Origin of the sequence: Caballeronia arationis (genome assembly GCF_001544975.2) — a bacterium.
GTDB lineage: Bacteria > Pseudomonadota > Gammaproteobacteria > Burkholderiales > Burkholderiaceae > Caballeronia > Caballeronia arationis.
The window spans coordinates 111101-138100 of the sequence record NZ_FCOG02000005.1; the positions used below are offsets into that span (position 1 = coordinate 111101).

General features: G+C 64.5%; 25 protein-coding genes. 13 read left to right on the plus strand and 12 right to left on the minus strand.

Translation table 11 applies throughout. The annotated features are described in order from the left end of the window. Positions 1–20 precede the first annotated feature (20 nt). The gene (locus AWB81_RS45615) at positions 21–335 is read right to left on the minus strand and encodes a hypothetical protein (RefSeq protein ID WP_159938817.1); all 315 of its coding nucleotides are present in this window, start codon (positions 333–335) and stop codon (positions 21–23) included. A 23-nt stretch (positions 336–358) separates the two neighbouring features. Between AWB81_RS45615 and aroG the strand changes: the two genes are divergently transcribed. Then, entirely contained in the window at positions 359–1432 is a 1074-nt protein-coding gene (aroG, locus tag AWB81_RS04715; protein WP_062632735.1) for a 3-deoxy-7-phosphoheptulonate synthase AroG, read from the plus strand. A gap of 60 nt (positions 1433–1492) precedes the next feature. Here the strand turns inward: aroG and hmpA are convergent, their stop codons facing one another. Further along, positions 1493–2695 carry an NO-inducible flavohemoprotein gene (gene hmpA / locus AWB81_RS04720; RefSeq protein ID WP_062632736.1) on the minus strand — a complete coding sequence of 401 codons (1203 nt, stop codon included), beginning with the start codon at positions 2693–2695 and terminating at the stop codon, positions 1493–1495. A gap of 233 nt (positions 2696–2928) precedes the next feature. Continuing rightward, positions 2929–3480: a cob(I)yrinic acid a,c-diamide adenosyltransferase gene (locus AWB81_RS04725; protein ID WP_062632737.1), complete on the minus strand. Its 552-nt coding sequence runs from the start codon at positions 3478–3480 to the stop codon at positions 2929–2931. Positions 3481–3707: 227 nt separating this feature from the next. Here AWB81_RS04725 and AWB81_RS04730 point away from each other — a divergent pair, with 227 nt between their 5' ends. The 6 genes from AWB81_RS04730 to proC all read left to right on the plus strand — a co-directional run bounded on the left by AWB81_RS04730 (position 3708) and on the right by proC (position 10749). Beyond that, entirely contained in the window at positions 3708–5123 is a 1416-nt protein-coding gene (locus tag AWB81_RS04730) for an FAD-binding oxidoreductase (RefSeq protein ID WP_062632738.1), read from the plus strand. A gap of 113 nt (positions 5124–5236) precedes the next feature. Beyond that, entirely contained in the window at positions 5237–6730 is a 1494-nt protein-coding gene (locus tag AWB81_RS04735) for an FAD-linked oxidase C-terminal domain-containing protein (RefSeq protein WP_062632739.1), read from the plus strand. A 92-nt stretch (positions 6731–6822) separates the two neighbouring features. Then, positions 6823–7911 (plus strand): glycolate oxidase subunit GlcE, encoded by a 1089-nt coding sequence (glcE, locus tag AWB81_RS04740; protein ID WP_062632740.1) that lies wholly within the window; start codon positions 6823–6825, stop codon positions 7909–7911. A gap of 17 nt (positions 7912–7928) precedes the next feature. Beyond that, positions 7929–9155: a glycolate oxidase subunit GlcF gene (gene glcF / locus AWB81_RS04745; RefSeq protein WP_062632741.1), complete on the plus strand. Its 1227-nt coding sequence runs from the start codon at positions 7929–7931 to the stop codon at positions 9153–9155. A gap of 58 nt (positions 9156–9213) precedes the next feature. Beyond that, the gene (locus AWB81_RS04750; protein WP_062632742.1) at positions 9214–9918 is read left to right on the plus strand and encodes a YggS family pyridoxal phosphate-dependent enzyme; all 705 of its coding nucleotides are present in this window, start codon (positions 9214–9216) and stop codon (positions 9916–9918) included. 18 nt (positions 9919–9936) lie between these two features. Continuing rightward, positions 9937–10749 (plus strand): pyrroline-5-carboxylate reductase, encoded by an 813-nt coding sequence (gene proC / locus AWB81_RS04755; RefSeq protein ID WP_062632743.1) that lies wholly within the window; start codon positions 9937–9939, stop codon positions 10747–10749. A 153-nt stretch (positions 10750–10902) separates the two neighbouring features. On the opposite strand, the gene ubiA is transcribed toward proC, so the two are convergent. The 6 genes from ubiA to recG all read right to left on the minus strand — a co-directional run bounded on the left by ubiA (position 10903) and on the right by recG (position 17852). Continuing rightward, positions 10903–11763 (minus strand): 4-hydroxybenzoate octaprenyltransferase, encoded by an 861-nt coding sequence (gene ubiA / locus AWB81_RS04760; RefSeq protein ID WP_062632744.1) that lies wholly within the window; start codon positions 11761–11763, stop codon positions 10903–10905. A gap of 120 nt (positions 11764–11883) precedes the next feature. Next, positions 11884–12372: a Dps family protein gene (locus tag AWB81_RS04765; protein WP_062632745.1), complete on the minus strand. Its 489-nt coding sequence runs from the start codon at positions 12370–12372 to the stop codon at positions 11884–11886. Between the two features lie 179 nt (positions 12373–12551). After that, complete coding sequence (locus AWB81_RS45620) at positions 12552–12722, minus strand: hypothetical protein (RefSeq protein ID WP_159938822.1); 171 nt, start codon at positions 12720–12722, stop codon at positions 12552–12554. 27 nt (positions 12723–12749) lie between these two features. Continuing rightward, entirely contained in the window at positions 12750–14237 is a 1488-nt protein-coding gene (locus AWB81_RS04770; RefSeq protein ID WP_062632746.1) for a catalase, read from the minus strand. Positions 14238–14536: 299 nt separating this feature from the next. Beyond that, positions 14537–15496: a hydrogen peroxide-inducible genes activator gene (locus tag AWB81_RS04775; protein WP_062632747.1), complete on the minus strand. Its 960-nt coding sequence runs from the start codon at positions 15494–15496 to the stop codon at positions 14537–14539. 133 nt (positions 15497–15629) lie between these two features. After that, a complete protein-coding gene (gene recG, locus AWB81_RS04780; RefSeq protein WP_062632748.1) occupies positions 15630–17852 on the minus strand; it encodes an ATP-dependent DNA helicase RecG in 2223 nt (740 codons plus the stop codon). Positions 17853–17984: 132 nt separating this feature from the next. On the opposite strand from recG, the gene queA reads away from it, so the two are divergent. The 5 genes from queA to secF all read left to right on the plus strand — a co-directional run bounded on the left by queA (position 17985) and on the right by secF (position 23918). After that, positions 17985–19034: a tRNA preQ1(34) S-adenosylmethionine ribosyltransferase-isomerase QueA gene (queA, locus tag AWB81_RS04785; protein ID WP_062632749.1), complete on the plus strand. Its 1050-nt coding sequence runs from the start codon at positions 17985–17987 to the stop codon at positions 19032–19034. A gap of 52 nt (positions 19035–19086) precedes the next feature. Next, on the plus strand, positions 19087–20247 hold the full coding sequence (gene tgt / locus AWB81_RS04790) for a tRNA guanosine(34) transglycosylase Tgt (protein ID WP_062632750.1): 1161 nt from the start codon (positions 19087–19089) through the stop codon (positions 20245–20247). A gap of 168 nt (positions 20248–20415) precedes the next feature. Then, a complete protein-coding gene (gene yajC / locus AWB81_RS04795; protein WP_062632751.1) occupies positions 20416–20745 on the plus strand; it encodes a preprotein translocase subunit YajC in 330 nt (109 codons plus the stop codon). 132 nt (positions 20746–20877) lie between these two features. Continuing rightward, positions 20878–22950: a protein translocase subunit SecD gene (secD, locus tag AWB81_RS04800; RefSeq protein ID WP_062632752.1), complete on the plus strand. Its 2073-nt coding sequence runs from the start codon at positions 20878–20880 to the stop codon at positions 22948–22950. 17 nt (positions 22951–22967) lie between these two features. Then, a complete protein-coding gene (gene secF / locus AWB81_RS04805) occupies positions 22968–23918 on the plus strand; it encodes a protein translocase subunit SecF (protein ID WP_062632753.1) in 951 nt (316 codons plus the stop codon). A 76-nt stretch (positions 23919–23994) separates the two neighbouring features. Here secF and AWB81_RS04810 read toward each other — a convergent pair whose 3' ends face one another. From AWB81_RS04810 to AWB81_RS04820, 3 genes are all read right to left on the minus strand, one after another. After that, on the minus strand, positions 23995–24573 hold the full coding sequence (locus AWB81_RS04810) for a YceI family protein (protein WP_062632754.1): 579 nt from the start codon (positions 24571–24573) through the stop codon (positions 23995–23997). Between the two features lie 26 nt (positions 24574–24599). After that, positions 24600–25163, minus strand: coding sequence for a YceI family protein (locus AWB81_RS04815; RefSeq protein ID WP_062632755.1), 564 nt, complete (start codon positions 25161–25163; stop codon positions 24600–24602). A gap of 135 nt (positions 25164–25298) precedes the next feature. Beyond that, on the minus strand, positions 25299–25871 hold the full coding sequence (locus AWB81_RS04820) for a cytochrome b (RefSeq protein ID WP_062632756.1): 573 nt from the start codon (positions 25869–25871) through the stop codon (positions 25299–25301). Positions 25872–26298: 427 nt separating this feature from the next. Here AWB81_RS04820 and AWB81_RS04825 point away from each other — a divergent pair, with 427 nt between their 5' ends. Then, on the plus strand, positions 26299–27000 hold the full coding sequence (locus tag AWB81_RS04825) for a paraquat-inducible protein A (protein ID WP_062632757.1): 702 nt from the start codon (positions 26299–26301) through the stop codon (positions 26998–27000).

Here is a 27000-nt window from a genome sequence, read left to right on the forward strand (position 1 = left end):
AGCGTGTGGACCATGCGGTTTTACCGCATGGTCCACACTCGTTTCATGCAGTTTTGATCGCCAACGCGCGGATTTCCCGCGTTTTGCGGCTCGATGGCTTGCCAGTCGAGCATTCCAGAGGTTATAAAGGCAGTCACCTGTTTTTCACGACACACATCCGAACCGCCATGTCCGCCAAGTTTTACTTTTATTTCTTTTGGCATCTCAAGCCGCTGGCGGATCGAGAGGGGTGAGTCGTAGGTACGCAGAACCCGAAATTCCCGAAAAACCGCCAGCCGAGCCTGGCGGTTTTTTTTCGCCCCGGTCCGGCAAAAGCACGCAATAAATCGACGCAACCGAGCGTCCCTGGAGAACCGCAATGCCCCCGCATAACACCGACGACGTCCGTATCCGCGAATTGAAAGAACTGACCCCGCCCGCGCACCTGATCCGCGAATTCGCTCTCGGCGAGCCCGTATCGGAACTGATCTACACCGCCCGGCAGTCGATGCACCGCATCCTGCACGGCATGGACGACCGCCTGATCGTCATCATCGGGCCGTGCTCGATCCACGATCCGAAGGCGGCGCTCGAATACGCGGGCCGCTTGATCGAGCAGCGCAAGCGCTTCGCCGGCGAACTCGAAATCGTGATGCGCGTGTACTTCGAGAAGCCGCGCACGACGGTCGGCTGGAAAGGCCTGATCAACGATCCGCATCTCGACAACAGCTTCAAGATCAACGATGGCCTGCGCGCCGCGCGCGAACTGCTCCTGAACATCAACGAAATGGGCCTGCCCGCGGGGACCGAGTACCTCGACATGATCAGCCCGCAGTACATCGCCGACCTGATCTCGTGGGGCGCGATCGGCGCGCGCACGACGGAATCGCAGGTGCATCGCGAGCTGGCCTCGGGACTGTCGTGCCCGGTCGGCTTCAAGAACGGCACGGACGGCAACGTGAAAATCGCCGTCGATGCGATCAAGGCCGCGTCGCAGCCGCACCATTTCCTGTCGGTGACGAAGGGCGGGCATTCGGCGATCGTCTCGACGGCCGGCAACGAGGACTGCCACATCATCCTGCGCGGCGGCAAGGCGCCTAACTACGATGCGGCGAGCGTCGATGCCGCCTGCAGCGACGTCGGCAAGGCGGGACTGGCGGCGCGCCTGATGATCGACGCGAGCCATGCGAACAGCTCGAAGAAACACGAGAACCAGATTCCGGTCTGCGCGGATATCGGACGGCAGATTGCGGCGGGCGACGAGCGGATCGTCGGCGTGATGGTGGAATCGCACCTTGTCGCGGGGCGGCAGGATCTGAAGGAAGGCTGCGAGTTGACCTACGGCCAGAGCATCACCGATGCGTGCATTAGCTGGGAGGAGAGCGTAAAGGTGCTCGAAGGACTGGCGGACAGCGTGAAGCAGCGGCGCGTCGTGCGCGGCGGGGGGAACTGAGCGCGTTTGCGCTTGAAATGCGAAGGGCTGCGAGATTCGCAGCCCTTTGTTTGAGGCGCGTCAGTCGAGCATTCCCGAGCCGAAGATCTCAGTATGAATGCGCTCGGCGCGAATGCCCGCCGCGTGCAGCGCGGCGACCTGCTCGCGCATGAACGCGAGCGGGCCGCAGACGTAATAGTCGGCGTCAGGCAAGAGCGCGAGGCTCACGAACTTCGCCCACTCCATGCGCCCTTCGAAATCGAAGTCCACGCCTTGACGGTCCACCGCGCGCGGCCACTCATAGAACACCGCGCGCGAGACGTTCGAATGCCGTCCGACGATCTCGTTCAGCCAGTGCCTGAACGCATGCACGCCGCCGTTCCTGCACGCATGCACGAACGCTACCTGCCGCGCGCCGCCCTCGCCGGCGAGCGACGCCAGCATCGACACCATCGGCGTGATGCCGACGCCGGCGCTTATCAGCACGACGGGCGTCGTCTTCGAGCGATCCAGTGAGAATTCGCCCATCGGCGCGCTCACCTCGACGATCGAGCCGGCGACGACATCGTCGTGCAGACCGTTCGAGACGTATCCGCTCGGCCGGTCGGCCGGACGTTCGCGCTTCACCGAAATGCGCAGCCACTGGCCGTTCGAGGCATCGGAGAGTGAATACTGGCGCGGCTGATCGACACCGACCGCCTGCACGAAGCGCTTCACGCTCACGTACTGCCCGGGCGCGAAATCGCAGACCTTGCCGCCATCGGACGGCTTCAGGTAGAACGACGTGATTTCGTCGCTCTCCATTTCCTTGCGCACGACCACGAACGGCCGGAAGCCGCTCCACGCCGCGCCGTCGTAAAGCTTCTGCTCGGCGCCGATCAGGATGCCGGCGAGCTGGCCGTAGGCGGCGGCCCAGGCGTCGAGCGTCGGCTGGTCGGCGGCGTCGCCGAGCACTTCGGAGATCGCCGCGAGCAGGTTCTCGCCGACGATCGGATAATGCTCCGCGCGGATGTTGAGGCTCGCGTGCTTGTGCGCGATATGCGCGACGGCGCCGCCCAGCACGCCGAGATTATCGATGTTGGCCGCGTACGCGTAGACCGCGCGTGCGAGCGCCTCGGGCTGACTGCCGCTTTGCTGGTGCGCCTGATTGAACGCGTTCTTCAACTCGGGATGGTTGGCGAACATCCGCTTGTAAAAGTGCTTCGTGATGGTCGTGCCGTACTCGGCGAGAACCGGAGCCGTGGCCTTGACGCGGGCGATCTGGTCGGCGGTCAGTGTGGTCATTCGTGCTTCTCCTTAAAAGATGCGTTGATGCTACATCTTTTAAGCGGGCTCTGATTGCGCGATCTTGTCGCAGTTGCAGTCGCGAGCGCGCCCCTGGGCGAACGCCGGAGCGATCCGCGCTGCGCTCCAATCGGTGGGGACGCCCATTGGCGCGTATGACACGCTGATCGCCGGGCGGGCACTGGCGTGCGAGGCTTGCGAATCGAAGATCGGGAAGCCCGAAGCGCGGCAACCTACTTCCGCCGCTCGTGCTTCCACAGCACATCGGTCCCGCCATCCACGCGATTCATCACGCGCGCGAACACGAAGAGCAGATCCGACAGCCGGTTCACATATCGCCGCGGTGCGTCGTTCACCGTCTCGACGCGTCCGAGTGCCACGATCGACCGCTCCGCCCTCCGACACACCGTGCGCGCGACATGCGCCAGCGCCGCCGCGCGCGAACCGCCCGGCAGGATGAATTCTTTCAGCGGCGGCAGCGTCCCGTTGTAATCGGCGAGCCATTCGTCGAGCCGTGCAAGATGCGCTTCCTCGATCATCGAATGCCCTGGGATGCACAACTCGCCGCCGAGATCGAAGAGATCGTGCTGGATATCGACGAGCGCCTTGCGCACGCTGCCCGGCAGCGGCTCGCACAGCAATACGCCGATCTGCGAATTCAGTTCGTCGACGTCGCCGATCGCCGCTATCCGCGCGTCGTCCTTCTGCACGCGGCTGCCGTCGCCGAGACCGGTCGTGCCGTCGTCGCCGGTACGCGTCGCTATCTTGCTCAGGCGATTGCCCATGGTCCATCTCCCATCGTCCGTGAGTGCGCGGTCCATTATAGGTGCCGCGCGAGGGGCGGCGGGCGAGGGTCTATCGGCGTAAAATGTACGGAAAATATCCTTTAGGCGCTCGCCGGGCATTCGTTGAACCGTCGTTGAGCATGCGCCGGCGCAGCATTCGAACAAAAAGCCATCGCCCAATAACAGGGCCGCCACGCAATGTGCGGCCGCCGTCCGGAGACAACAACGTGAATCACCCCGTTCCGCCACTGGCCGTCCGTCGTCGGTTTCCCGCCGCCCTCTTCGACGCGCTCAAGTCCCGCTTCGGCGACCGCGCGACGAGCGCCCACGCGGTGCTCGAACATCATGGCCGCGACGAATCCCCGTTCGACCCGCAACTGCCCGATGCCGTCGTGTACGCGCGCAGCACCGAGGAAGTGCAGGCGATCGTGACGCTCTGCGGGCAAGACGACGTGCCGATCATCCCGTACGGCAACGGCTCGTCGCTCGAAGGCCATCTGCTCGCGGTGCAGGGCGGCGTGTCGATCGACCTGTCCGAGATGAACCAGGTGCTCGCAATCAACGCCGAGGACCTGACCGTCACCGTTCAGCCCGGCATTTCGCGCAAGCAGTTGAACGAAGCGCTGCGCGACACCGGCCTCTTCTTCCCGATCGATCCGGGTGCGGACGCGAGTATCGGCGGCATGTCGGCGACGCGCGCCTCGGGCACCAACGCCGTGCGCTACGGCACGATGCGCGAGAACGTGCTCGCGCTCACCGTCGTGCTCGCGGACGGCCGTGTCATCAAAACGGGCACGCGGGCGCGCAAATCGTCGGCGGGATACGACCTCACGCGCCTTTTCGTCGGCTCGGAAGGCACGCTCGGCGTGATCACCGAGATCACCGTGCGCCTCTATCCGCAGCCCGAAGCCGTGTCGGCGGCCGTGTGCGCGTTTCCGTCAATGGGCGACGCGGTGCGCGCCGTCATCGAAACCATTCAGATGGGCGTGCCAGTCGCGCGCGTCGAGTTCCTCGACTCGCTCGCCGTGCGCGCGATCAACCGTCATTCGAACCTGAGCTTCCGCGAATCGCCGATGCTTTTCTTCGAATTCCACGGCTCGGAGGCAGGCGTCGCGGAACAGGCGGGCATCGTGCAGGAAATCGTCGCGCAGAACTCGGGCGCGGACTTCGAATGGGCGACGCGCCCCGAAGACCGCAGCCGCCTCTGGAACGCGCGCCACTCCGCCTACTTCGCGATGCTGCAGTTGAAGCCCGGCTGCCGCGCGGTGACGACCGACGTCTGCGTGCCGATTTCGCGGCTCGCCGAATGTGTAGTCGAGACGGAGCAGGACCTGAAGGCATCGTCGCTGCCTTGCCCGATCGTCGGGCACGTGGGCGACGGCAACTTCCACGTCGCGATGCTGCTCGATCCCGCGAAACCGGAAGAGATGGAGGAAGCCGAGGCAATCAATCACCGCATCGTGCAGCGCGCGCTGCGCATGGGCGGAACCTGCACGGGCGAACACGGCGTCGGGCTGCACAAGATCGGCTTTCTGATCGAGGAGCACGGCGAGGACGCGATCGGCGTGATGCGCGCAATCAAGCAGTCGCTCGACCCGAAAAACCTGATGAATCCCGGCAAGATCTTTTCCTTCGCGGCATAGGGCACCTTACGGCAGCATGACGAGCCGGATCGACGCAAAGCGCGCAAGATGAGCAGAAGGATCGACATCATCGGCGCCCCGGCCCCATTCGAAATCAAGCGCCTGGAGGAGACATGAACGCACCCACCGAGCTCACGCCGGATGTGCTGGAACAGCGCCAGCGCGAAGTCGTGCAGGCGCTGATGGCCGTGCTGCCGACGCATTGCCTGCTGTTTCGCGACGAAGACACCGCCGCGTACGAATGCGACGGCCTCGCGGCGTATCGCCGCCTGCCGCTCGCAGTCGCGCTGCCTGAGACGGAAGCGCAGGTCCAGCGCGTCGTGCAGATCTGCCAGCGCCTCGACGTGCCCATCGTCCCGCGCGGCGCGGGCACGGGCCTCTCCGGCGGCGCGATGCCGATCCGGCACGGCATCGTGCTGTCGCTCGCGCGCTTCCGGAAGATCGTCGAAGTCGATCCGTATGCGCGCACCGCGACCGTTCAGCCGGGCGTGCGCAACATATCGATCTCGGAAGCCGCCGCGCCCTATGGCCTTTACTACGCGCCCGATCCGTCGTCGCAAATCGCCTGCACGATCGGCGGCAACGTCTCCGAAAATTCGGGCGGCGTCCACTGCCTGAAGTACGGCCTCACCGTGCACAACGTGCTGCGCGTGCGCGCGGTGACGATGGAAGGCGATGTCGTCGAGTTCGGCTCGCTCGCGCCGGATGCACCGGGGCTCGACCTGCTCGCGGTGCTGATCGGCAGCGAAGGCATGTTCGCGATCGTCACTGAGATCACCGTCAAGCTGATCCCGAAGCCGCAGACGGCGCAAGTCATCATGGCCAGCTTCGACGACGTCGTGAAAGGCGGCAACGCGGTCGCCGCGATCATCGCGGCCGGCATCATCCCGGCCGGGCTGGAGATGATGGACAAGCCCGCGACGCGCGCCGTCGAGGAATTCGTGAACGCGGGCTACGACCTCGACGCCGCCGCGATCCTGCTGTGCGAATCGGACGGCACCTACGACGAAGTGGCGGAAGAGATCGTCCGGATGACGGCCGTGCTGCGCGAGCATGGCGCGTCGCGCATCCAGATTTCGCGTTCGGAAGCCGAGCGGCTCAAGTTCTGGTCGGGGCGCAAGAATGCGTTTCCGGCGGCGGGCCGCATCTCGCCGGACTACTACTGCATGGACGGCACCGTGCCGCGCCGCGCGATCGGGCCGCTGCTCGCGCGCATCGAGGAAATGGAGAAAAAGTACGCCCTGCGGTGCATCAACGTGTTCCATGCCGGCGACGGCAACATGCATCCACTCATTCTCTTCAACGGCAACGATCTCGACGAATGGCACCGCGCCGAGGCGTTCGGCTCCGACATCCTGGAGACGTGCGTCGAACTGGGCGGCACGGTGACGGGCGAGCATGGCGTCGGCATCGAGAAGATCAATTCGATGTGCGTGCAGTTTTCGCCGGAAGAGCGCGACGCGTTCCACGCGGTCAAGCGCGCGTTCGATCCGCCCGGGCTTCTCAATCCCGACAAGGGCATTCCAACCCGCGCGCGCTGTGCGGAGTACGGCAAGATGCACATTCGCGGCGGATTGCTGCCGCATCCGGAGATTCCACGCTTCTGACGCCGGTCACGGAGCTATCCACGTTTCACCCGAGGCGTTGGGACTGAACCGGCCGGTACAATCGATCGACGAGCCACGAGAAGCAGGACACCATGGAACACGACGACATCGTCGCCGGCTGGTCGGAACGGATTCGCCATGCCACCGAAACGGGGACGCCGCTGCGCATCCGCGGCGGCGGCACGAAGGACTGGTACGGTCAGACGTTGCAAGGCGAGCTTCTCGATACGCGCGCGCTTCGCGGGATCATCGCCTACGACCCGGCCGAACTCGTCATTACCGTGAAGGCCGGCACGCCGCTCGCGCAAGTCGAGGCGGCGCTGCGCGAATGCGACCAGATGCTGCCATTCGAGCCTCCGCACTTCGGGCGCGATGCGACCATCGGCGGCTGCATCGCGGCGGGAATCGCGGGCCCGCGCCGCGCGTGGACCGGCGCGCCGCGCGACTTCGTGCTCGGCGCGGTCGTGATGAACGGCCGCGGACAGGTGCTGCGGTTTGGCGGCCAGGTGGTGAAGAACGTCGCGGGCTACGACGTCTCGCGGCTTCTGGCCGGCTCGCTCGGCACACTCGGACTGATTCTCGAACTGTCGATCAAGGTGCTGCCGAGGCCGGTCGCCGAAGCGACGCTCAAGTTCGACATGCACGCAACCGACGGCGTGCGCAAGCTCAACGAATGGGGCGGCCATCCGTTGCCGATCACCGGCAGCGCGTGGCGCGACGGTACGCTCGCGCTCCGGCTCGCGGGCGCGGAAGCCGCGGTGAAATCGGCGCGCACGTCGCTTGGCGGCGAAGTCGTCGATGCGGTGGAGGCCGATCGCTTCTGGATCGGCATGCGCGAGCAGACCGATCCGTTCTTCGCGGTGATCGAGCCGAAGTCGGCGCTCTGGCGCCTCGCGCTGCCGTCGATTGCCGAGCCGCTGCATCTGCCGGGCGCGCAACTGATGGAATGGGGCGGCTCGCAGCGCTGGTGGATTACCGACACCGATCCGCAGACCGTGCGCATCAGCGCGAAGCAGGCGGGCGGCCACGCAACGATCTTTCGGGCCGGCACCGCCTACGATCGCAACGCGGGCGTCTTCACGCCGCTGCCCGCGCCCGTGATGAAAATTCATCGCGGTCTGAAGGCCGCTTTCGATCCCGCGCGCATCTTCAATCGCGGCCGTCTCTATCCCGACTTCTGAGCCGACGAACCCACGCGATGCAAACCAACCTCGCCGATTTCATCCGCGGCACGCCCGACGGCGACGAAGCCGATGCCATCCTGCGAAAGTGCGTGCACTGCGGCTTCTGCACGGCGACCTGCCCGACCTATCAGCTGCTCGGCGACGAACTCGACGGGCCGCGCGGGCGCATCTACCTTATGAAGCAGATGATGGAAGGCGCGCCCGTCACGCGCAGCACGCAGTTGCATCTCGACCGCTGCCTCACGTGCCGCAATTGCGAGAGCACGTGCCCGTCCGGCGTGCAGTATGGACGGCTCGTCGAGATCGGGCGCAAGGTGATCGAGGAGAAGGTCGAACGGCCGCTCAGACAGCGCTTGCAGCGCAAGCTGCTCGCGAACTTCCTGCCGAACAGCACGCTTTTCACGCCCGCGATGAAGCTCGGGCAGCAGTTCCGTCCGCTGCTTTCGAGAAAGCTGCGCGCGAAGATCCCGCAGGCCGAGCGGCCGCTTGCCCTGCCCACGCGCAAGCACGAACGCAAGATGCTGATGCTTTCCGGTTGCGTGCAGCCTGCGATGATGCCGAATGTGAACACGGCGACGATGCGCGTCTTCGATGCGCTCGGCATCGAGATCGTGACCGCGCCCGACGCGGGCTGCTGCGGCGCGATCCGCCTGCATCTCGGCTACAACGACGACGCGCTCGACGACGTGCGCAACAACATCGACGCCTGGTGGCCGTATGTCGAAGAGGGCATCGAGGCGATCGTGATGAACGCGTCGGGCTGCGGCGCCACGGTGAAGGAATACGCGCACCTGTTGCGCCACGATCCGGCGTACGCGGAGAAGGCGCAGCGCATCGTCGACCTCACGCGCGATCTCGCCGAAATCCTGCCGCTCTACGAGGAAGAACTCGTGGCGCTCGCGCGCCGCCGCGGCGTCCATACGGTTGCGTTCCATCCGCCCTGCACGCTGCAGCACGGTCAGCAGATTCGCGGACGCGTCGAGCAGTTGCTGACCTCGCTCGGCCTCGAGGTGCGCCTGCCCGTCGACAGCCATCTCTGCTGCGGCTCGGCCGGCACGTATTCGGTGCTGCAGCCGAAGCTCTCGTACCAGCTCCGCGACCAGAAGCTCGACAAACTCGAAAAGCTGGAGACGCAGCTGATCGTATCGGCGAATGTCGGCTGCATCGCGCACCTGCAGAGCGGCACGTCGACGCCCGTCACGCACTGGATCCAGTTGCTCGAACACCTGCTTTACGGGTAAGACCTGCTTCGGGCGGGCGTCCTATAATCGACGCTTTGCAACGCTCGCCGCTTTTGCCATGTCCGCATCCGATATCGCCCAGCATCTCGATGAAGTCCGGCAGCGCATCGCGCAGGCGGCCGCGGCCGCGTCGCGCGATCCGGCTTCGATTGCGCTGCTCGCCGTCTCCAAGACCTTTCCCGCCGACGATGTCCGCGCCGCGTTCGACGCCGGCCAGCGCGCGTTCGGCGAAAACTACGTGCAGGAAGCGGTCGCGAAGATTGCGGCGCTTGGACGTTTGCGCGGCGAGATCGAATGGCATTTCATCGGGCCATTGCAATCGAACAAGACGAAGCTTGTCGCGGAGCAGTTCGACTGGGTACATTCCGTCGACCGGCTGAAGATTGCCGAGCGGCTCTCCGACCAGCGTCCCGAAGGCGCGCGCGCACTCAACGTCTGCCTGCAGGTGAACGTGAGCGGCGAGGAATCGAAGAGCGGCGTCGAGCCGGCCGAAGCCGCCGCGCTCGCGCACCGGATCGCCGCCCTGCCCGGCTTGCGGCTGCGCGGCCTGATGGCAATTCCCGAACCCGCCGCCACGCTCGACGCGCAACGCGAACCGCACGCCCGGTTGCGCGCGCTGATGGACACACTGTGCGCGGACGGCCTCGACCTCGACACGCTGTCGATGGGCATGTCGGCGGATCTGGAGGCGGCCGTGCTCGAAGGCGCGACGATGGTCCGCATCGGCACCGCGATCTTCGGCGCACGCGATTACTCACACTGACGTTTAACTGAACTCACCATGAAAATTGCATTCATCGGCGGCGGCAACATGGCCGCCGCGCTCATCGGCGGACTCATCAAGCGCGGCGTCGCGCCGACGGACCTCTACGCGATCGACATCAACGACGAAGCCCGCGCGCGCACCGCGCAACAGTTCGGCATCGCGACGGGCGGCGCGATCGACGGCACGCTCGCCGGTTTCGACGCGATCCTGCTCGCAGTCAAGCCGCAGGTGCTGAAGGATGTCGCCTCGTCGCTGGCGCCGCATCTGTCGAAGCAGCTGGTCATCAGTATCGCGGCGGGGATTCGCGCTTCCGATCTGTCGCGCTGGCTCGGCGGCTACGCACGCATCGTGCGCACGATGCCGAACACGCCCGCGCTGATCGGCATGGGCGTGACGGGGCTGGCCGCGTTGCCGGGCGTGGATGATGACGCGAAGACGCTGGCGTCGCGGGTGCTGGAGGCGGTCGGCTCGGCGGTCTGGTTTGACGACGAAGCGAAGATTGATGCGGTCACCGCTATCTCCGGCAGCGGGCCGGCGTACGTGTTTTATTTCATCGAAGCGATGCAGGAGGCGGCGCGCCAGCTCGGCATGAACGAGGAGCAGGGACGCGCGCTCGCGGTCGCGACGTTCACCGGCGCGGCGCAGCTGGCCGCGCAGTCGGGAGAGCCGGCGAGCGTGTTGCGCGAACGCGTGACATCGAAGGGCGGGACGACGGCGGCAGCGCTGGCTTCGTTCGATGCGTCGGGCGTGAAGGATGCGATCGTGCGTGGTGCGCTCGCGGCGGATGCAAGAGCGAAGGAAATGGGGGATGAGTTGGGAGCGGCTTGAGTCGCCCGAACGACTCGACGCACCACGCGTAAAAAAAGCCGTTCCGGTTGTGAGGCCGAAACGGCTTTTTTGTGTCTGGCAGGCGACGAGGCTTCCGTTACCGCTGAACGCGGCGCGATGCCACCGGCTTCGCGCCCGGCGGGGGCGCCGCGCCTACTGCGCGACCGCGTAATGCAACGCGATCCCGGCGAACAGCATCCCACCGAGCCAGTTGTTGTGCTTGAACGCGGCGAAGCAAGGCATGCGTTCGCGATTGCGGATCAGCGCGTAGTGATAAACCGCACAACCCGCCGCCGCCGCCCAGCCGAGCCAGTACACCCAGCCGAAACCAAGCGCGATGCCAATCCCCACGTAAATCGCAAGCGTCGCCGCATAGCAGAGCATCACGGCGAACACGTCGTAGCGGCCGAAAGTCAGCGCAGACGTCCGGATCCCGATCTTGATGTCGTCATCCCGATCGACCATCGCATATTCGGTGTCATAGGCGACCGACCAGAACACGTTCGCGATCAGCATGATCCACGCGAGCATCGGCACATGGTCCTGCACGGCGGCGAACGCCATCGGAATGCCGAATCCGAACGCGATGCCGAGGTACGCCTGAGGAATCGCGAAGAAGCGCTTGGTGAACGGATACGTACCCGCGACGAAAAGCGCGAACACCGAGAGTTCCTTCGTCAGCGTGTTGAGCGGCAGAATCAACAGAAACGCGATGAGCGAAAGCGCCGCCGCCAGCGCGACCGCTTCCCACGCCTCGATCTTGCCCGACGTCAGCGGACGGTTCTCAGTGCGCTTCACGTGACGATCGAAGTCGCGGTCGGCGTAATCGTTGATCGCGCAACCGGCCGAGCGCATCAGGATCGTGCCGATCACGAAGATGACGAGCAGCATCGGCGACGGATGGCCGTTCGACGCTATCCACAGCGCGTTTAGCGTCGGCCACAGGAGCAGCAGGCTGCCGATGGGCTTGTCGAGGCGCACGAGGCGCAGGTAGAGCGGAAGGCGGGCGAACATGGGCGCGGGCAGTGAGGGCGATGCCGTATTCTAGAACAGCGGGAAACCACCGCCCCAAATACAAAACCCCCGTACTCCAGCGAGCACGGGGGCTGCGAACCGCAACTTCCAGTCAAGCCATCAAGCCAGCATCGCGCGCAGCATCCACGCGGTCTTCTCATGCGTCTGCATGCGCTGGGTCAGCAGGTCGGCGGTCGGCTCGTCGTTGGCGGCTTCGGTCGCCGGGAAGATTTCGCGCGCCGTGCGCACCACCGCTTCCTGCCCTTCAACCAACTGGCGAATCATCTCTTCGGCCGCGGGCACGCCATCGGCTTCCGGAATCGACGAGAGCTTCGCGAACTCGCGATAGCTGCCCGGCGCATGCACGCCGAGCGCGCGAATGCGTTCGGCGATCTGATCGACGGCCAGCGCCAGTTCGTTGTATTGCGTCTCGAACATCAGGTGCAGCGTATTGAACATCGGCCCCGTGACGTTCCAGTGGAAATTGTGCGTCTTCAGATACAGCGTGTAGGTATCCGCGAGCAGACGCGAGAGACCGTCGGCGATCTTCTTCCGATCCTTGTCGCTGATACCGATATTCACAGCCGGTGCAGTTCCTTTCTTCGCCATGATGACTCCGTGAGAGAGTGATACGAACGGTGCGAACGCGCCGCGCCTGGCCGGTTGCTCCAAACGCAGCCGTTCGAGCGTTCGACAGTTTATCTTAGAAACGTTGGCCGCTTCGTTGCCTGGCGAGGCGGGAAGCCGTTCTGCGACGCGCCTTTGCGGCGCATCGCATGCCGCCGGTTTCAGGCGAACGCACCCGCGCCGCCCGCGCGCAACGCCTCCACGACGATCGCTCCATACCCCGCCGCGATCATCCCGAAAGCCAGCGCGACGCGCACCCCGCGCGACGCCTTGCGGCTTTTTGCCTCGATCCGCTCCACGGCCTGTTCGATCGTCATCAGCGCTTGTGTCATCGCCCTTCTCCTTGCATCGTCAGAGTGTTACTTCATCGCCGCTTCGAGCGGCTCGTCGCGCCCCGCGCCGACCTTCTGGCCGAGCGCCGCGAGCGCGTTCACGACGCCTTCCGCATACGCCGGATCGGCGCGGCGGAAATGCTCGATCTGCCTCGCGACGATCTCGTTAGGCACGCCGAGAATATGCCGCGCGATGTTGCCGAAGAGCCGTCCGCGCTGGCCCGCGTCGAACAGGCGAAAGAGCGCGCCCGGCTGGCTGTAGTAGTCGCCGTCCTCGCGATGGTCGTAGCGCGCGACGTCGCCCGCAGCAAGCGGCGGTTCGTTCACGCTCGCGTCCTGCGCGTAGTCGCCGAAACGATTCGGCTCGTAGTTCGCGCGGCCGCCCTGGTTGCCATCGGTGCGCATGGCGCCGTCGCGATGAAACGAGTTCTGCACGGACGCACGCGGCGCATTCACCGGAATCTGGTGATGATTGATCCCGAGCCGATAGCGATGCGCGTCGCCATACGAGAACAGGCGCCCCTGCAACAGGCGGTCCGGCGAGAAGCCGATGCCCGGCACCACGTTCGCCGGCGTGAACGCCGCCTGCTCGACGTCCGCGAAATAGTTGGCCGCGTTGCGGTTCAACTCGATCGTGCCGACGTCGATCAGCGGGTAATCCTTGTGCGGCCACACCTTCGTGATGTCGAACGGATTGAGGTGGTACGTGGCCGCGTCGGCTTCGGGCATCACCTGGATGCGGAAATTCCAGCGCGGGAAGTTGCCGCGATTGATGTTGTCGATCAGGTCGCGCTGCGCGCTTTCACGGTCGCCCGCGACCACGGCCGCCGCCTCTGCGTCGGTGTAGTTCTCGATCGGCTGCTGCGACTTGAAATGGAACTTCACGTAGAACCGTTCGTTTTCCGCGTTGACGAACGAGTACGTATGCGAGCCGAAACCGTGCATCTGCCGATAATTCTTCGGAATGCCGCGATCGCTCATGAGGATCGTCACCTGATGCAGCGACTCCGGATGACGCGACCAGAAGTCCCACGCGGCGATGTTGCTGCGCAGGTTCGTGTACGGATCGCGCTTTTGCGTGTGGATGAAATCCGGGAACTTGAGCGGATCGCGGATGAAGAACACCGGCGTGTTGTTGCCGACCACGTCCCAGTTGCCCTCTTCCGTGTAGAACTTGATGGAGAAGCCGCGCACGTCGCGCTCGGCATCGGCGGCGCCGCGCTCGCCCGCGACCGTCGAGAAGCGCATGAAGAGCGGCGTTTCCTTGCCGGCCTGCGCGAACACCTTCGCTTTCGTGTAGCGCGAGATGTCGTGCGTCACCTTCAGCGTGCCGAACGCACCGGAACCCTTCGCATGAACACGGCGTTCGGGGATCACTTCGCGATCGAAGTGCGCGAGCTTTTCAATCAGCCAGAAGTCCTGCAGCGTGACGGGACCGCGCGGGCCGGCCGTCTGCGAATTCTGGTTGTCGCCGACGGGTGCGCCGGCTGCCGTGGTGAGATTGCGGGTGGTCATCGCGGGTTCCTTGTTTTATCGGAATTCGTAGGCAACACGCCGTTCAGCACACACCGGCGAAGCTCGCCAGCACGTCCGCGATCACATCGCGGGTTTCGCGCAGGCTTTCTGCATAGCGGGTCAGTTGCGTCACGGCGCCTCTCCGGTTTGTGATGGAGATGAGCTTAACAAATACTATTCGCGTTTAGAATTCGATAAATTTTATCTATTCGATAGCCAAAGACTCGGGCGAGGCGATTACGGGCAGGAAAACGGAAGGAGTGAAGAACCGCGCCCCGGGCGGGGCGCGGCGTGCGCGGTCAGTTGACGGCGACAGGCATGTCCAGCTTCTTGACGCCGGGAAGATCGCAGGCGGCGATGGCGTCGGAGATGGCGTCGATGGCGGGCATCCGCGTGAAGCTCTTGCGCCACGCGAGGACGACGCGACGGTCCGGCACCGGCTCGTCGAACGGGACGTAGCTGAGGAGGCCGGCGTCGATGCCCCCGGCGTGCGGTTTCACTTCATGCACCGACATGCGCGGCAGCACCGTAATGCCGACACCGCTCGCGACCATATGCCGGATCGTCTCCAGCGACGATCCTTCGAACGTCTTCTGGATGCCGTCGGCGTTCTGCGAAAAGCGCATCAGTTCCGGGCACACGCCGAGGACGTGATCGCGGAAACAGTGGCCGCTGCCGAGCAGCAGCATGGTTTCCTGCTTCAGATCGTCGGGATCGATCTTGCTGCGGTTTTCCCACGCGTGGCCGGACGGCATCGCGACGACGAACGGCTCGTCGTAGAGCGCGCGCACCATCAGGCCGGTTTCGGGAAACGGCAACGCCATGATCGCGACGTCGATTTCGCCCTGTTTCAGCAGTTCGATCAGCTTCAGCGTGTAGTTTTCCTGCAGCATCAGCGGCATCTGCGGGACGTTGCGGATCATCTGCTTGACGAGCGTCGGCAGCAGATAGGGCCCGATCGTATAGATGACGCCGAGGCGCAGCGGACCCACAAGCGGATCTTTCCCTTGCTTGGCGATTTCCTTGATGGCGAGCGTCTGTTCGAGCACGCGCTGCGCCTGGGTGACGATCTGCTCGCCGATCGGCGTGACGCTGACTTCGCTCGTGCCGCGCTCGAAAATCTGCACGTTGAGCTCGTCTTCGAGCTTCTTGATCGCCACCGACAAGGTCGGCTGGCTGACGAAGCATGCCTCGGCGGCACGTCCGAAGTGCCGTTCGCGGGCCACCGCGACGATGTACTTCAATTCAGTGAGCGTCATTGGGGACCAATGAGAGACGTTGATTCGATAGGTTTGACTTATACACCCGCGACGACGATTCGCCAACTGATCGGCTTTTCGCGCGCGGCGCCGGGTGAAATAGGGACCGACACGCGCACGCCGAGTTCAACGCCTACGCCTTCAGGTACTGTTCGCGTGCGCCGAGCCAGCGGGTCAGATGGCGCGTAACGGCATCGGGAAATTCCTTGAGCATGTGATCCGCGGCCGCTCGCGCCGGGTCGATCAGCCAGCCGTCGTTCTCCAGGCTCGCGAAACGCAGCATCGCCTCGCCGGACTGCCGGGCGCCCAGAAACTCGCCGGGGCCGCGAATTTCGAGATCGCGCCGGGCGATTTCGAAGCCGTCCGTGGTTTCGCGCATCGTCTGAAGGCGGGAGCGGGCCGTCTGCGAGAGCGGCCCCGCGTACATCAGCACGCACACCGACGCCGCGCTCCCCCGCCCGACGCGCCCGCGCAACTGATGCAACTGCGCGAGCCCGAAGCGCTCGGCGTGCTCGATCACCATCAGCGATGCGTTCGGCACATCCACCCCCACTTCGATCACCGTCGTGGCGACGAGCAACTGCACCTCGTTGCGCGTGAAGGCGTCCATGACAGCGGCCTTCTCGGCCGGCGCGAGCCGCCCGTGAACCAGTCCGACGCACAGTTCCCGCAGCGTCGCGGCGAGCGTCTCGTAGGTTTCGACCGCCGTCTGCAACTGCAGCGTCTCGCTCTCCTCGATCAGCGGACACACCCAGTACACCTGGCGGCCCGTGAGCGCCGCCTCGCGCACGCGGCCGATCACTTCCTCGCGCCGGGCGTCAGAGACGAGCTTCGTCAGGATCGGCGTGCGGCCGGGCGGCAGTTCGTCGATGGTGGACACGTCCAGGTCGGCGTAGTAGGTCATCGCGAGCGTGCGCGGGATCGGCGTCGCGGACATCATCAATTGATGCGGCTGGAAATCGCGGCGGCCGTCGGCGGCGTTTTGCGCCTTCGCGCGCAATGCGAGCCGCTGCGCGACGCCGAAGCGATGCTGTTCGTCGACGATCACGAGCCCGAGCCGCGCGAACTCCACCGCGTCCTGGATGATCGCGTGCGTGCCGATCACGAGTTGCGCGCCGCCCGACGCCGCAGCTTCGAGCGCAGCGCGCTTTTCCTTCGCCTTGAGGCTGCCGGCGAGCCACGCGACCGTCACGCCGAGCGGTTCGAGCCAGCCGCGCAGCTTGCGCGCGTGCTGCTCGGCGAGGATTTCGGTCGGCGCCATCAACGCGGCCTGATAACCGGCGTCGATCGCCTGCGCCGCCGCGAGCGCCGCGACGATGGTCTTGCCGCTGCCGACGTCGCCTTGCAGAAGACGTTGCATCGGATGCGGCAGCGTCAGCTCGCCCGCGATTTCCGCGCACACGCGCTCCTGCGCGCCGGTCAGGCGAAACGGCAACGCTTTCAGGAATCGGGCCGACAGACACTCGGGCTCATCGATCGAGCGGCGCGGCATCGCGGGCGCGGCGCGCGTGCGGCGCTCCTCGTGCGCGCGCTTGAGCGACAGCTGCTGCGCGAGCAGTTCCTCGAACTTGATGCGCGTCCACGCCGGATGCGTGCCGTCGACGAGCGCGGTCTCGTCGGAATCGGCGCGCGGGTGGTGAAGCGTGTTCACGGCATCGAGGAGGCCCGGCACGTTGAGCGGCTCGAGGTAAGCGCGCGAGATCTTCTCCGGCAGCAGTTCCGGCAGCGATACGCGCTTGAGCGCGCCGTCGATCGCCTTCCGCAGATACGCCTGCGACACGCCCGCCGTGCTCGGATAAACCGGCGTGAGCGCTTGCGGCAGCGGCGTGTCCTCGTCGACGGGACGCAGCGCCGGATGCACCATCTCCAGCCCGAAGAAGCCGCCGCGCACGTCGCCGCGCACGCGCAGGCGCACACCGACCGCCATCTGCTTGACCTGCGAGCCGTAGAAGTTGAGAAAACGCAGCGTGAGCTGGTCGCCAGCGTCGTCCTGGATCTTCACGAGCAACTGGCGCCGCGGCCGGTACGCGATCTCGTTTTCGAACACGACGCCTTCGGTTTGCGTGTTGTCGCCGGGGATCAGTTCGCCGATGGGCGTGAGCGTCGTTTCGTCCTCGTAGCGCATCGGCAGATGCAGCACGAGATCGATGTCGGATTTGAGGCCGAGTTTCGCGAGCTTGTCGGCGGGCTTGGCGGGCGCGGAGGCGGCCGGTTTTTTCTGCGATTTGAGCGCCTCCGCCGGTTCAACGCCGCCCGTTTTCGTCCGTCCACGTGGCTTTGCGACAGGCGTGCCGGGATCGTCGGCTGCGTCGGGAGCGTCGGGAACGGAGGCCAGGCGGCGGTCGGACAAGGGCATCTAATCTCTTCGCAAGTACAATATCGGGCTTATTCTCAGGCCTGGGTCTGCTGCGGTGGCGCTTTTCGAGGCGGTCCGGCGCGACTCGTGCCGGCTGCAACCGCGCGTCTCCCGCGCCCCAACCCGCTTCCCATGTTCACGCTTTCCGATTTCGATTTTAATCTGCCGCCCGAGCTGATCGCGCAAACGGCGCTCACTGAGCGCAGCGCGAGCCGTCTGCTCGAAGTCGACAACCGCACGACGCCCGCCGCCTTCACCGACCGCCAGTTCGCCGAATTGCCGAACCTGATCGAGCCCGGCGACCTGCTCGTCTTCAACGATACCAAAGTCCTGAAGGCGCGCTTTCTCGGCAAAAAGGCCAGCGGCGGGCGCATCGAGGTGCTGGTGGAGCGCCTCACCGGCCCGACCACCGCGCTCGCGCAGATTCGCGCGAGCAAGAGCCCGGCGCCCGGCACGGTCCTGACGCTCGCGGACGCGTTCGACGTGACCGTCGGCGAGCGCGTCGAGCCGTTCTACACGCTGCATTTCCCCACCGACTGCCTCACGCTGATCGAGCAGTACGGCCGGCTGCCGCTGCCGCCGTACATCGAGCACGATCCCGACGCCGTCGACGAAACGCGCTACCAGACCGTCTATGCGGCCAATCCGGGCGCGGTCGCGGCGCCCACGGCGGGCCTCCATTTCGACGACGCGCTCTTCGCGAGGCTCGACGCACGCGGCGTCGAGCGCGCGACGCTCACGCTGCACGTCGGCGCGGGCACGTTCCAGCCGGTGCGCGTCGAGAAGATCGACGAGCACAAGATGCACAGCGAGTGGTATCAGTTGCCGCAATCGCTCGTCGACCGGATCGCCGCCGTGAAAGCGCGCGGCAATCGCGTGATCGCGGTCGGCACGACCTCGATGCGCGCGCTCGAAGCCGCCGCCCGCGACGCCGCGAACGAAAACCGCCCGCTCGCGGCCGCCGTCGCGGAGACCGACATCTTCATCACGCCGGGCTACGAATTTCGCGTCGTCGACCGGCTGGTGACGAATTTCCATCTGCCGAAGTCGACGCTCCTGATGCTCGTGTCGGCGTTCGCGGGCATGGACACGATCCGCGATGCGTATCGGCATGCAATCGAACAGCGTTACCGCTTCTTCAGTTACGGCGACGCGATGCTGCTCACTCGCCGGCCGCGCTGATTTTCAACCCACTTGCGCCGGACTGTTTTCCGGTGGCACAGGAGCCTCCCCGATGACCGATGGTCATAATCCGCCCGCGAACGGGCTCAAGTTCGACCTTCTCACCACCGACGGCCAGGCGCGCCGCGGCCGCCTGACGCTCAACCACGGCGTCGTCGAAACGCCGATCTTCATGCCGGTCGGCACCTACGGCACCGTCAAGGCGATCCAGCCGCGCGAACTCGAAGAGATCCGCGCGCAGATCATTCTCGGCAACACGTTTCACCTCTGGCTGCGTCCCGGGCTGGAGACGATCCGCGCGCACGGCGGCCTGCATCAGTTCATGAACTGGAAGCGCCCGATCCTCACTGATTCCGGCGGTTTTCAGGTGTTTTCGCTCGGCGACCTGCGCAAGATCACCGAAGACGGCGTCACATTCGCCTCGCCGATCAACGGCGACAAGCTGTTCCTCTCGCCCGAAATCTCGATGCAGATTCAGAAAATACTGAATTCCGACATCGTGATGCAGTTCGACGAATGCACGCCCTACGCAACCAACGGCGTGCCGACTTCGCACAAGGACGCCGCCGACTCGATGCGCATGTCGATGCGCTGGGCGAAGCGTTCCATCGACGAATTCGACCGCCTCGGCAATCCAAACGCACTCTTCGGCATCGTGCAGGGCGGCATGTTCGAGGATTTGCGCGACGAATCGCTCGCGGGACTGGCGGACATCGGCTTCCACGGACTCGCGATCGGCGGGCTGTCGGTCGGCGAGCCGAAGGAAGACATGATGCGCGTGCTGAAACACATCGGCCCGAAGCTGCCCGCCGACAAACCGCATTACCTGATGGGCGTCGGCACGCCGGAAGACCTCGTGGCCGGGGTGGCGGCGGGCGTCGACATGTTCGACTGCGTGATGCCGACGCGCAACGCGCGCAACGGCTGGCTCTTCACCCGCTTCGGCGACGTGAAGATCCGCAACGCGACGCATAAGAACTCGCTGAAACCGCTCGACGAAACCTGCGGCTGCTACACCTGCGCCAATTTCACGCGCGGATATCTGCACCACCTGCATCGCGTCGGCGAGATTCTCGGCGCGCAGCTGAACACCATCCACAACCTCCACTACTACCTGCAATTGATGACCGAAGTGCGCGAATCGATTGAAAATCACAAGTTCGACACGTTCCGGAAGCAGTTTCACGAAAACCGGGCGCGCGGCATCGACTAGCCAAGCCTACAAAACCTTTACAATCAGCGGGCACCGAATTACCGGAAGCAGCCTCGTGCCATGCGTTAACAGCTTGATCGCAAAGCACTTCCGGTGCTGTCGCGGCCTTGCCCGGTGTAGAATACCGGGCTAATTTTCTGAATCAGTCGTCATAACGGAGAGACCAACGTGTCGTTTATTTCCAATGCCTTTGCACAGGGCACATCAACGGGTGGCATGGAATCGAGCATCATGCAGTTCCTGCCGCTGATCCTCATGTTCGCGGTGCTGTACTTCATCATGATCCGCCCGCAAATGAAGCGTCAGAAGGAGCATCGGAACATGCTCGCCGCAATGGCGAAGGGCGACGAAGTGGTGACGAACGGCGGCATCGTCGGCAAGGTCACCAAGGTGTCGGACGCGTATGTCGGAGTCGAGATCGCTGAAGGCACCGAAATCACGGTCCAGAAGGCATCCGTCACGACGATTCTCCCGAAGGGCACGATCAAGTCGCTGTAAGGCCAGTTTCTCCCGCGTCCGGCGCGGCCTCGCCCCTCCCGGGCCGCTGTCAGCCACGTCTGCCGGCTCGTCGCGCTCAACGCCGGACGCACCCCGCTCTTCTCAAGCCAACTTTCCCGTTCGGCCATCCCCATGAATCGTTACCCCCTTTGGAAATACGCCGTGATGCTGGTGGCGCTCGTCATCGGCCTCGTGTACACGCTGCCCAATTTCTTCGGCGAAGCGCCGGCGGTGCAGGTGTCGAGCGGCAAGGCAACGGTCAAGCTCGATTCGTCCACCCTCGACAAGGTCGAGAGCGCGCTCGCCGCCAATCAGGTGAAGCCCGATGAAGTGACGTTCGACAATTCGTCGACCAACGCGAACATCCGCGTGCGCCTGAAAGACACCGACACGCAGTTGCGCGTGAAGGACGTCCTGCAGAAGTCGCTAAATCCCGATCCGTCCGACCCGATCTACATCGTCGCGCTGAACCTGCAGGCTGCGTCGCCCCGCTGGCTGACCGCGCTGCACGCGCTGCCGATGTATCTCGGCCTCGACCTGCGCGGCGGCGTGCACTTCCTGCTGCAAGTCGACATGGCCGGCGCGCTGAACAAGAAACTCGATTCCGACGCTGCCGACGCGCGCGCGCTGCTGCGCGACAAGAACATCCGCGATGGCGGCGTGAACCGCGTGGCGCAGTCGGTCGTCGTCAATTTCTCCGATCAGGCGGTGGCGGACAACGCGCGCCAGATGCTCGCGACCGGAGTAAGCGAACTGCAATGGGCGACGCGCCAGGGCGGCGACGGTTATCAGGTCGTCGGCACCTTCACGCCGGCGGCGCAGAAGCTGGTCGAAGACGGCGCGCTCAAGCAGAACATCACGACGCTGCATAACCGCGTGAACGAACTCGGCGTCGCGGAGCCGGTGATCCAGCAGCAAGGCTCCGACCGCATCGTGGTCGAACTGCCGGGCGTGCAGGACACGGCGAAGGCGAAGGACATCATCGGCCGCACGGCGACGCTCGAAGCGCGTCTCGCCGACCCGACCAACACGCATCCGAATCCGAACGACCCGGTCCCGCCGGGCGACGAACTCTTCACGCAGGGCAATTCGACGCCGGTTCTCTTGCGCAAGCAGGTGATCTTCACCGGCGACCGCATCATCGACGCGTCGGCGAGCTTCGACGAGCATCAGCGTCCTTCGGTGAGCATCCGGCTGGATGCGGCAGGCGGCCGCGCGGTGAGCAGCGTGTCGCGCGACAACATCGGCAAGCCGATGGCGATGGTGCTGTTCGAAAAGGGCAAGGGCGAAGTGCTGACGGTCGCGACCATTCAGTCCGAACTGGGCGACCGCTTCCAGATCACTGGCCAGCCGACGCCGCAGGCCGCCACCGATCTCGCGCTGCTTCTGCGCGCCGGCTCGCTTGCCGCGCCGATGGACATCATCGAGGAACGCACGATCGGCCCGAGTCTCGGCGCCGACAACATCAAGAAGGGCTTCGATTCGGTTCAGTACGGCTTTGCCGCGATCGCCGTCTTCATGATCGCGTACTACATGCTGTTCGGCCTGATCTCGATGCTGTCGCTGTCGGTGAACCTGCTGCTCCTCGTTGCGATCCTGTCGATGTTGCAGGCCACGCTCACGCTGCCCGGCATCGCCGCTATCGCACTCGCACTCGGTATGGCGATCGACGCGAACGTGCTGATCAACGAGCGTATCCGCGAGGAACTGCGCAACGGCGCGCCGCCGCAACTCGCCATCCAGAACGGCTTCTCGCACGCCTGGGCGACGATTCTCGACTCGAACGTGACGACGCTCATCGCCGGCCTTGCGCTGCTCGCGTTCGGCTCGGGTCCGGTGCGCGGCTTCGCGGTCGTGCATTGCATCGGCATTCTCACGTCGATGTTCTCGGCCGTGTTCTTCTCGCGCGGTCTCGTGAACCTCTGGTACGGCGGCAAGAAGAAACTGCAGACGCTCGCGATCGGCCAGGTATGGCGTCCGGAAGGCGGCGATACCGCTGCCGCGACCGCCCACTATCTGGCGATGCAACGCGGCGACGACTCCCCCGTCGACGAAATCGTCCAGCCCGCGAAGGCCAAGGCGAAGACCCCGGTTCCCGCGCGTGCGGCCAGCCAGGCCGCAGCACCCGCACGCACCGGCAAGCCGGTCGCGCGCCGCCGCTCGGGTCCGGGCGTCGATCAAAAGAAACCGGGCTCGTCCCGCTGAGCCCCGGAGAGTAGACCATGGAATTTTTCCGCATTCGTCGTGACCTGCCGCTGATGCAGCGCGCGTTGATCTTCAACGCGATCTCGCTCATCACTTTTCTTGCGGCCGTGTTTTTCCTCGTGCATCGCGGGCTGCATCTGTCGGTGGAGTTCACCGGCGGGACGGTCGTCGAGGTGCAATATCCGCAGGCCGTGTCGCTCGAACCAGTGCGCGACACGATGGCGAAGCTCGGTTACGCCGACGCGCAGGTGCAGAACTTCGGCACCTCGCGCGACGTGCTGATCCGCCTGCCGCTCAAGCAGGGCCTGACGTCCGCCCAGCAGAGCGAACAGGTGATGACCGCCCTGAAGGGTCAGGACGCGCAGGCGCAATTGCAGCGCGTCGAGTTCGTCGGCCCGCAGGTCGGCAAGGAACTGGTGACGAACGGCCTGCTCGCGCTCGCGTGCGTGGTGATCGGCATCATCGTCTACCTGTCGTTCCGCTTCGAGTGGAAGTACGCGGTGGCGGGCGTGATCGCCAACCTGCACGACGTCGTGATCATCCTCGGGTTCTTCGCGTTCTTTCAGTGGGAGTTTTCGCTCTCGGTGCTCGCGGCGATTCTCGCGGTGCTCGGCTACTCGGTGAACGAATCGGTCGTTATCTTCGACCGGATCCGCGAAACCTTCCGCAAGCAGCGCAAGATGAGCGTGATCGAAGTGATCAACCACGCGATCACGAGCACGATGTCGCGAACCATCATCACCCACGGCTGTACGGAAATGATGGTGCTCTCGATGTTCTTCTTCGGCGGCCCGACGCTTCACTACTTCGCGCTCGCGCTGACGGTCGGTATCCTGTTCGGTATCTATTCGTCGGTGTTCGTGGCGGCAGCCATCGCGATGTGGCTCGGCGTGAAGCGCGAGGACCTCGTGAAGGAAAAGAAGTCGAAGTACGATCCGAACGATCCGAACGCGGGCGCGGAAGTCTGATCCTTCCTGCCGCAGAATGAACAAAAGGCCGGTTCACGATGTGAACCGGCCTTTTGCATTTTTCAGGCGGTGAAGCTTATTGCTTGATGCCTTCTGCCTGGATGTGCAGCACGGTCTTCAGGCTGAAACCGTAGGACTTGCCGTAGTCCATGCCGAAGTCGCCGCGATCGAACGTCGCCGTTGCTTCCGTGCCGCACACTTCCTTCTTCAGCATCGGGTTCTGGAAACACTTGAACGACTCGATCGTCAGGTTCATCGGCTTGGTGACGCCGTGCATCGTCAGCGTGCCTTCCACTGCCACCGGCTTGTCGCCGTCGAACTTGATCGACGTGCCCTTGTAGACGGCCGTCGGGAACTTCGCGACGTCGAAGAATTCAGCCTTCTGCAGGTGCTCGTTCAGCTTCTCGTTGCCCGTGTTGATCGATGCCACGTCGATCGTCACGTTCACCGTGCCGGTCTTCGCCGCGCGATCGAGCGTCACGGTGCCGCTCGACTTGTTGAACTTGCCGCGCCACGTCGACACGCCACCGAAGTGGTCCGCCTCGAAGCTCGGATAGGTGTGGTTCGGGTCGAGCTGATACGTATCGGCGGCCATCGCATTAAATGACATGCCTGCGACGAGCGCACCCGCTGCGATCAAAAGTTGCTTCTTCAAGTTCTTCTCCTGGCTGGTTGTGCCGCTCACTTCTTCGCGGCGACGATGTGAAATTTGATGACGACGTCGTCCGCCACCACCGAAGTGTCCTTCCATTCCCCGGTACCGACGTCGAACTGCGTGCGCTTGATCGGAAGCGACCCGTCAAAGGTTTCCGTCGCGCCCTGCTGCGTGACGGTGACAGGGACCGTGACCGTCTGCGACTTGCCCTTGATGGTCAGCTTGCCCGTGACCTTGTACTGGTTCGTGCCGGCCGGCGCGATCGCCGTCGAGGCGAAGGTCGCGCTCGGAAAGGCGGCGCTGTCGAACCATTCCTTGCCGCGGACCTGCTTGTTGTATTCGTCGTCGCCGAGGTCGTAGCTGCCCGTGTCGATGGAGATGTTCGCGCTGCCCGCTGCCGGCTTCGACGCGTCGAAGCTGATCTGCGCGGTGAACTTCTTGAACTTGCCGTCGACGGGCACGTTCATCTGCTTCGACGTCGCGATGACCGTGCTCTTCGCCGTGTCGACCTGCGCGTAAGCGGCGACGGCCGCGGCGAGCGATGTGGCGGCCACGCCTGCCAGGACCCAACGTTGGAGATTCGCTTTCATGTCTTCCTTGTTCTTTGTTGATTCACGCAAATGATCGGCGCAAAAAGAGACGCAACCTGTATTGAAATGCAAAAAGCGGTCAAAACAATCCGCAGCGGGGAAATGCGCCGCCAACGGACGGGAAACAGTGCGCGGCTACTTCACGAACGGAAGCATGCGTCCGAGCAGGCCGTCGCGATCGACGAAATGATGCTTGAGCGCCGCGAGGACGTGCATGACGACGAGCGCAAGCAGTGCATAGTTGAGCCATACGTGCACGAGCCGCAGCGTGCCCTTGAGCGCCTGATCCGGTCCGATGATCGTCGGCAGTGGCAGCACACCGAGATAGACCACCTGGATGCCCGCCGCCGAGCTGTAGAAGTAGCCGGAAATGGGGATCACGAGCATCAGAAGGTAGAGCAGAAAATGCGTGATGTGCGCGGCGCCCTTTTGCCAGGCCGCCATGCCGTCGGGCATTGCAGGCGCGCGATGGTTGATTCGCCACAGCACGCGCAAGGCGGCCAGCGCGAACACCGTCACGCCGATCCACTTGTGCCACGAGAAATACTTGAGCTTCGTCGGCGTGAAGCCGGGGATGTCCGTCATGATCCAGCCGAGCCAGAATCCGCCCACGATCAGCAACGCGATCAGCCAGTGAAGGCCGATTGCCGTGCCGCTGTAGCGGGTCGTCGACGAGAGATTGGCGCTGCCTTGCACGCTGCTTTCCATGGAGGACCTGACAGAAGGATTGCGGGATTGCGAAAAAACCAGTCGATCTTCGTCGACCGGTGTTCAAGGCCGCCATCGTACCCGAACGGAAACGAACGGGCTTGACGCTCCAAAACACCTGCTTCGCCGCCGCGCACGCCCGCCGGCATTGGCTTTGACGGCTTTTATGCGCTCATTCTCGCAGCCGCGTTCTGCTGCTGCAACGAACTATTCCACCGGTGCAACGCTCCGAAGCGCCATGACCCCAATGGCGGCCACATGGACTAAACGCATGAATCCTTGTATTCATTCCGAAACAGTCGCGTGACATGTGTGCGAATTGTGTCATTTGGTACCATGCGCACTGGCCCGCCGCTTGCTAGAAACGCCGGTCGCCGGTGAACCGGTGCTTTGGAATGCACGCTTGAGGAGCCCAGGCATCTCGTCCATGAAAGAAGCAGAACAGAAGGAAACAGTCGATCTGATCGCGTGTCACGAGTGCGACGCACTCCTCTCCAGGCGAAGCCTGCCCCGCCGCACAACAGCGCATTGCCCGCGCTGCGGGACGCTGCTCTATCGCGCGATGTCGTCGAATCTCGACCGCGTCTGTGCGATCACGCTTGCCGCGCTCATCACGTTTCTCATTGCGCAGGCGTTTCCGATCGTCGAGCTGGATGCGAACGGCCTCGTCTCCCAGACGACGCTGATCGGCGCGATCGTCGCGCTGTGGGACGAGAACATGCAGGTGGTCGCGGTGCTCGTGTTCTGCTCGACGATTCTCTTCCCGCTGACCGAACTCGTCGCGCTGCTCTATGTGCTCGTGCCGTTGCGCGCGGGCTATGTGCCGGGCGGCTTCAACCTGGTGCTGCGCGCGATCCAGGCCGTGCGGCCGTGGGGAATGATCGAAGTGTTCATGCTCGGCATCCTGGTCACGCTCGTGAAGATGGTGAGCATCGCGCGCGTGATCCCCGAAGCCGCGCTCTTCGCGTTCGGCGCGCTCACGCTGATGATCGCGGTCGTCGTGAGTTTCGATCCGGGCGTGCTGTGGGACATCGCCGAGCGCCTGCCGAGGCGCCGCGCCGCGCGCGTGAGGGCCAGGCGCATGCGACGGAACCGGGAATCGGCCGGCTCCGCGACGAAACATGGATGA

Bases quoted from the DNA above. Each gene is read 5' to 3' on its own strand.
- AWB81_RS04820 (WP_062632756.1), bottom strand. From the start codon at position 25,871: ATGGAAAGCAGCGTGCAAGGCAGCGCCAATCTCTCGTCGACGACCCGC.
- AWB81_RS04735 (WP_062632739.1), top strand. From the start codon at position 5,237: ATGAACGCACCCACCGAGCTCACGCCGGATGTGCTGGAACAGCGCCAG.
- recG (WP_062632748.1), bottom strand. From the start codon at position 17,852: ATGCCCTTGTCCGACCGCCGCCTGGCCTCCGTTCCCGACGCTCCCGAC.
- glcF (WP_062632741.1), top strand. From the start codon at position 7,929: ATGCAAACCAACCTCGCCGATTTCATCCGCGGCACGCCCGACGGCGAC.
- AWB81_RS45620 (WP_159938822.1), bottom strand. From the start codon at position 12,722: ATGACACAAGCGCTGATGACGATCGAACAGGCCGTGGAGCGGATCGAG.
- secD (WP_062632752.1), top strand. From the start codon at position 20,878: ATGAATCGTTACCCCCTTTGGAAATACGCCGTGATGCTGGTGGCGCTC.
- tgt (WP_062632750.1), top strand. From the start codon at position 19,087: ATGACCGATGGTCATAATCCGCCCGCGAACGGGCTCAAGTTCGACCTT.
- AWB81_RS04725 (WP_062632737.1), bottom strand. From the start codon at position 3,480: ATGGGCAATCGCCTGAGCAAGATAGCGACGCGTACCGGCGACGACGGC.
- proC (WP_062632743.1), top strand. From the start codon at position 9,937: ATGAAAATTGCATTCATCGGCGGCGGCAACATGGCCGCCGCGCTCATC.
- AWB81_RS04770 (WP_062632746.1), bottom strand. From the start codon at position 14,237: ATGACCACCCGCAATCTCACCACGGCAGCCGGCGCACCCGTCGGCGAC.
- secF (WP_062632753.1), top strand. From the start codon at position 22,968: ATGGAATTTTTCCGCATTCGTCGTGACCTGCCGCTGATGCAGCGCGCG.
- AWB81_RS04750 (WP_062632742.1), top strand. From the start codon at position 9,214: ATGTCCGCATCCGATATCGCCCAGCATCTCGATGAAGTCCGGCAGCGC.
- glcE (WP_062632740.1), top strand. From the start codon at position 6,823: ATGGAACACGACGACATCGTCGCCGGCTGGTCGGAACGGATTCGCCAT.
- AWB81_RS04815 (WP_062632755.1), bottom strand. From the start codon at position 25,163: ATGAAAGCGAATCTCCAACGTTGGGTCCTGGCAGGCGTGGCCGCCACA.
- AWB81_RS04825 (WP_062632757.1), top strand. From the start codon at position 26,299: ATGAAAGAAGCAGAACAGAAGGAAACAGTCGATCTGATCGCGTGTCAC.
- queA (WP_062632749.1), top strand. From the start codon at position 17,985: ATGTTCACGCTTTCCGATTTCGATTTTAATCTGCCGCCCGAGCTGATC.
- aroG (WP_062632735.1), top strand. From the start codon at position 359: ATGCCCCCGCATAACACCGACGACGTCCGTATCCGCGAATTGAAAGAA.
- hmpA (WP_062632736.1), bottom strand. From the start codon at position 2,695: ATGACCACACTGACCGCCGACCAGATCGCCCGCGTCAAGGCCACGGCT.
- ubiA (WP_062632744.1), bottom strand. From the start codon at position 11,763: ATGTTCGCCCGCCTTCCGCTCTACCTGCGCCTCGTGCGCCTCGACAAG.
- AWB81_RS04765 (WP_062632745.1), bottom strand. From the start codon at position 12,372: ATGGCGAAGAAAGGAACTGCACCGGCTGTGAATATCGGTATCAGCGAC.
- AWB81_RS04775 (WP_062632747.1), bottom strand. From the start codon at position 15,496: ATGACGCTCACTGAATTGAAGTACATCGTCGCGGTGGCCCGCGAACGG.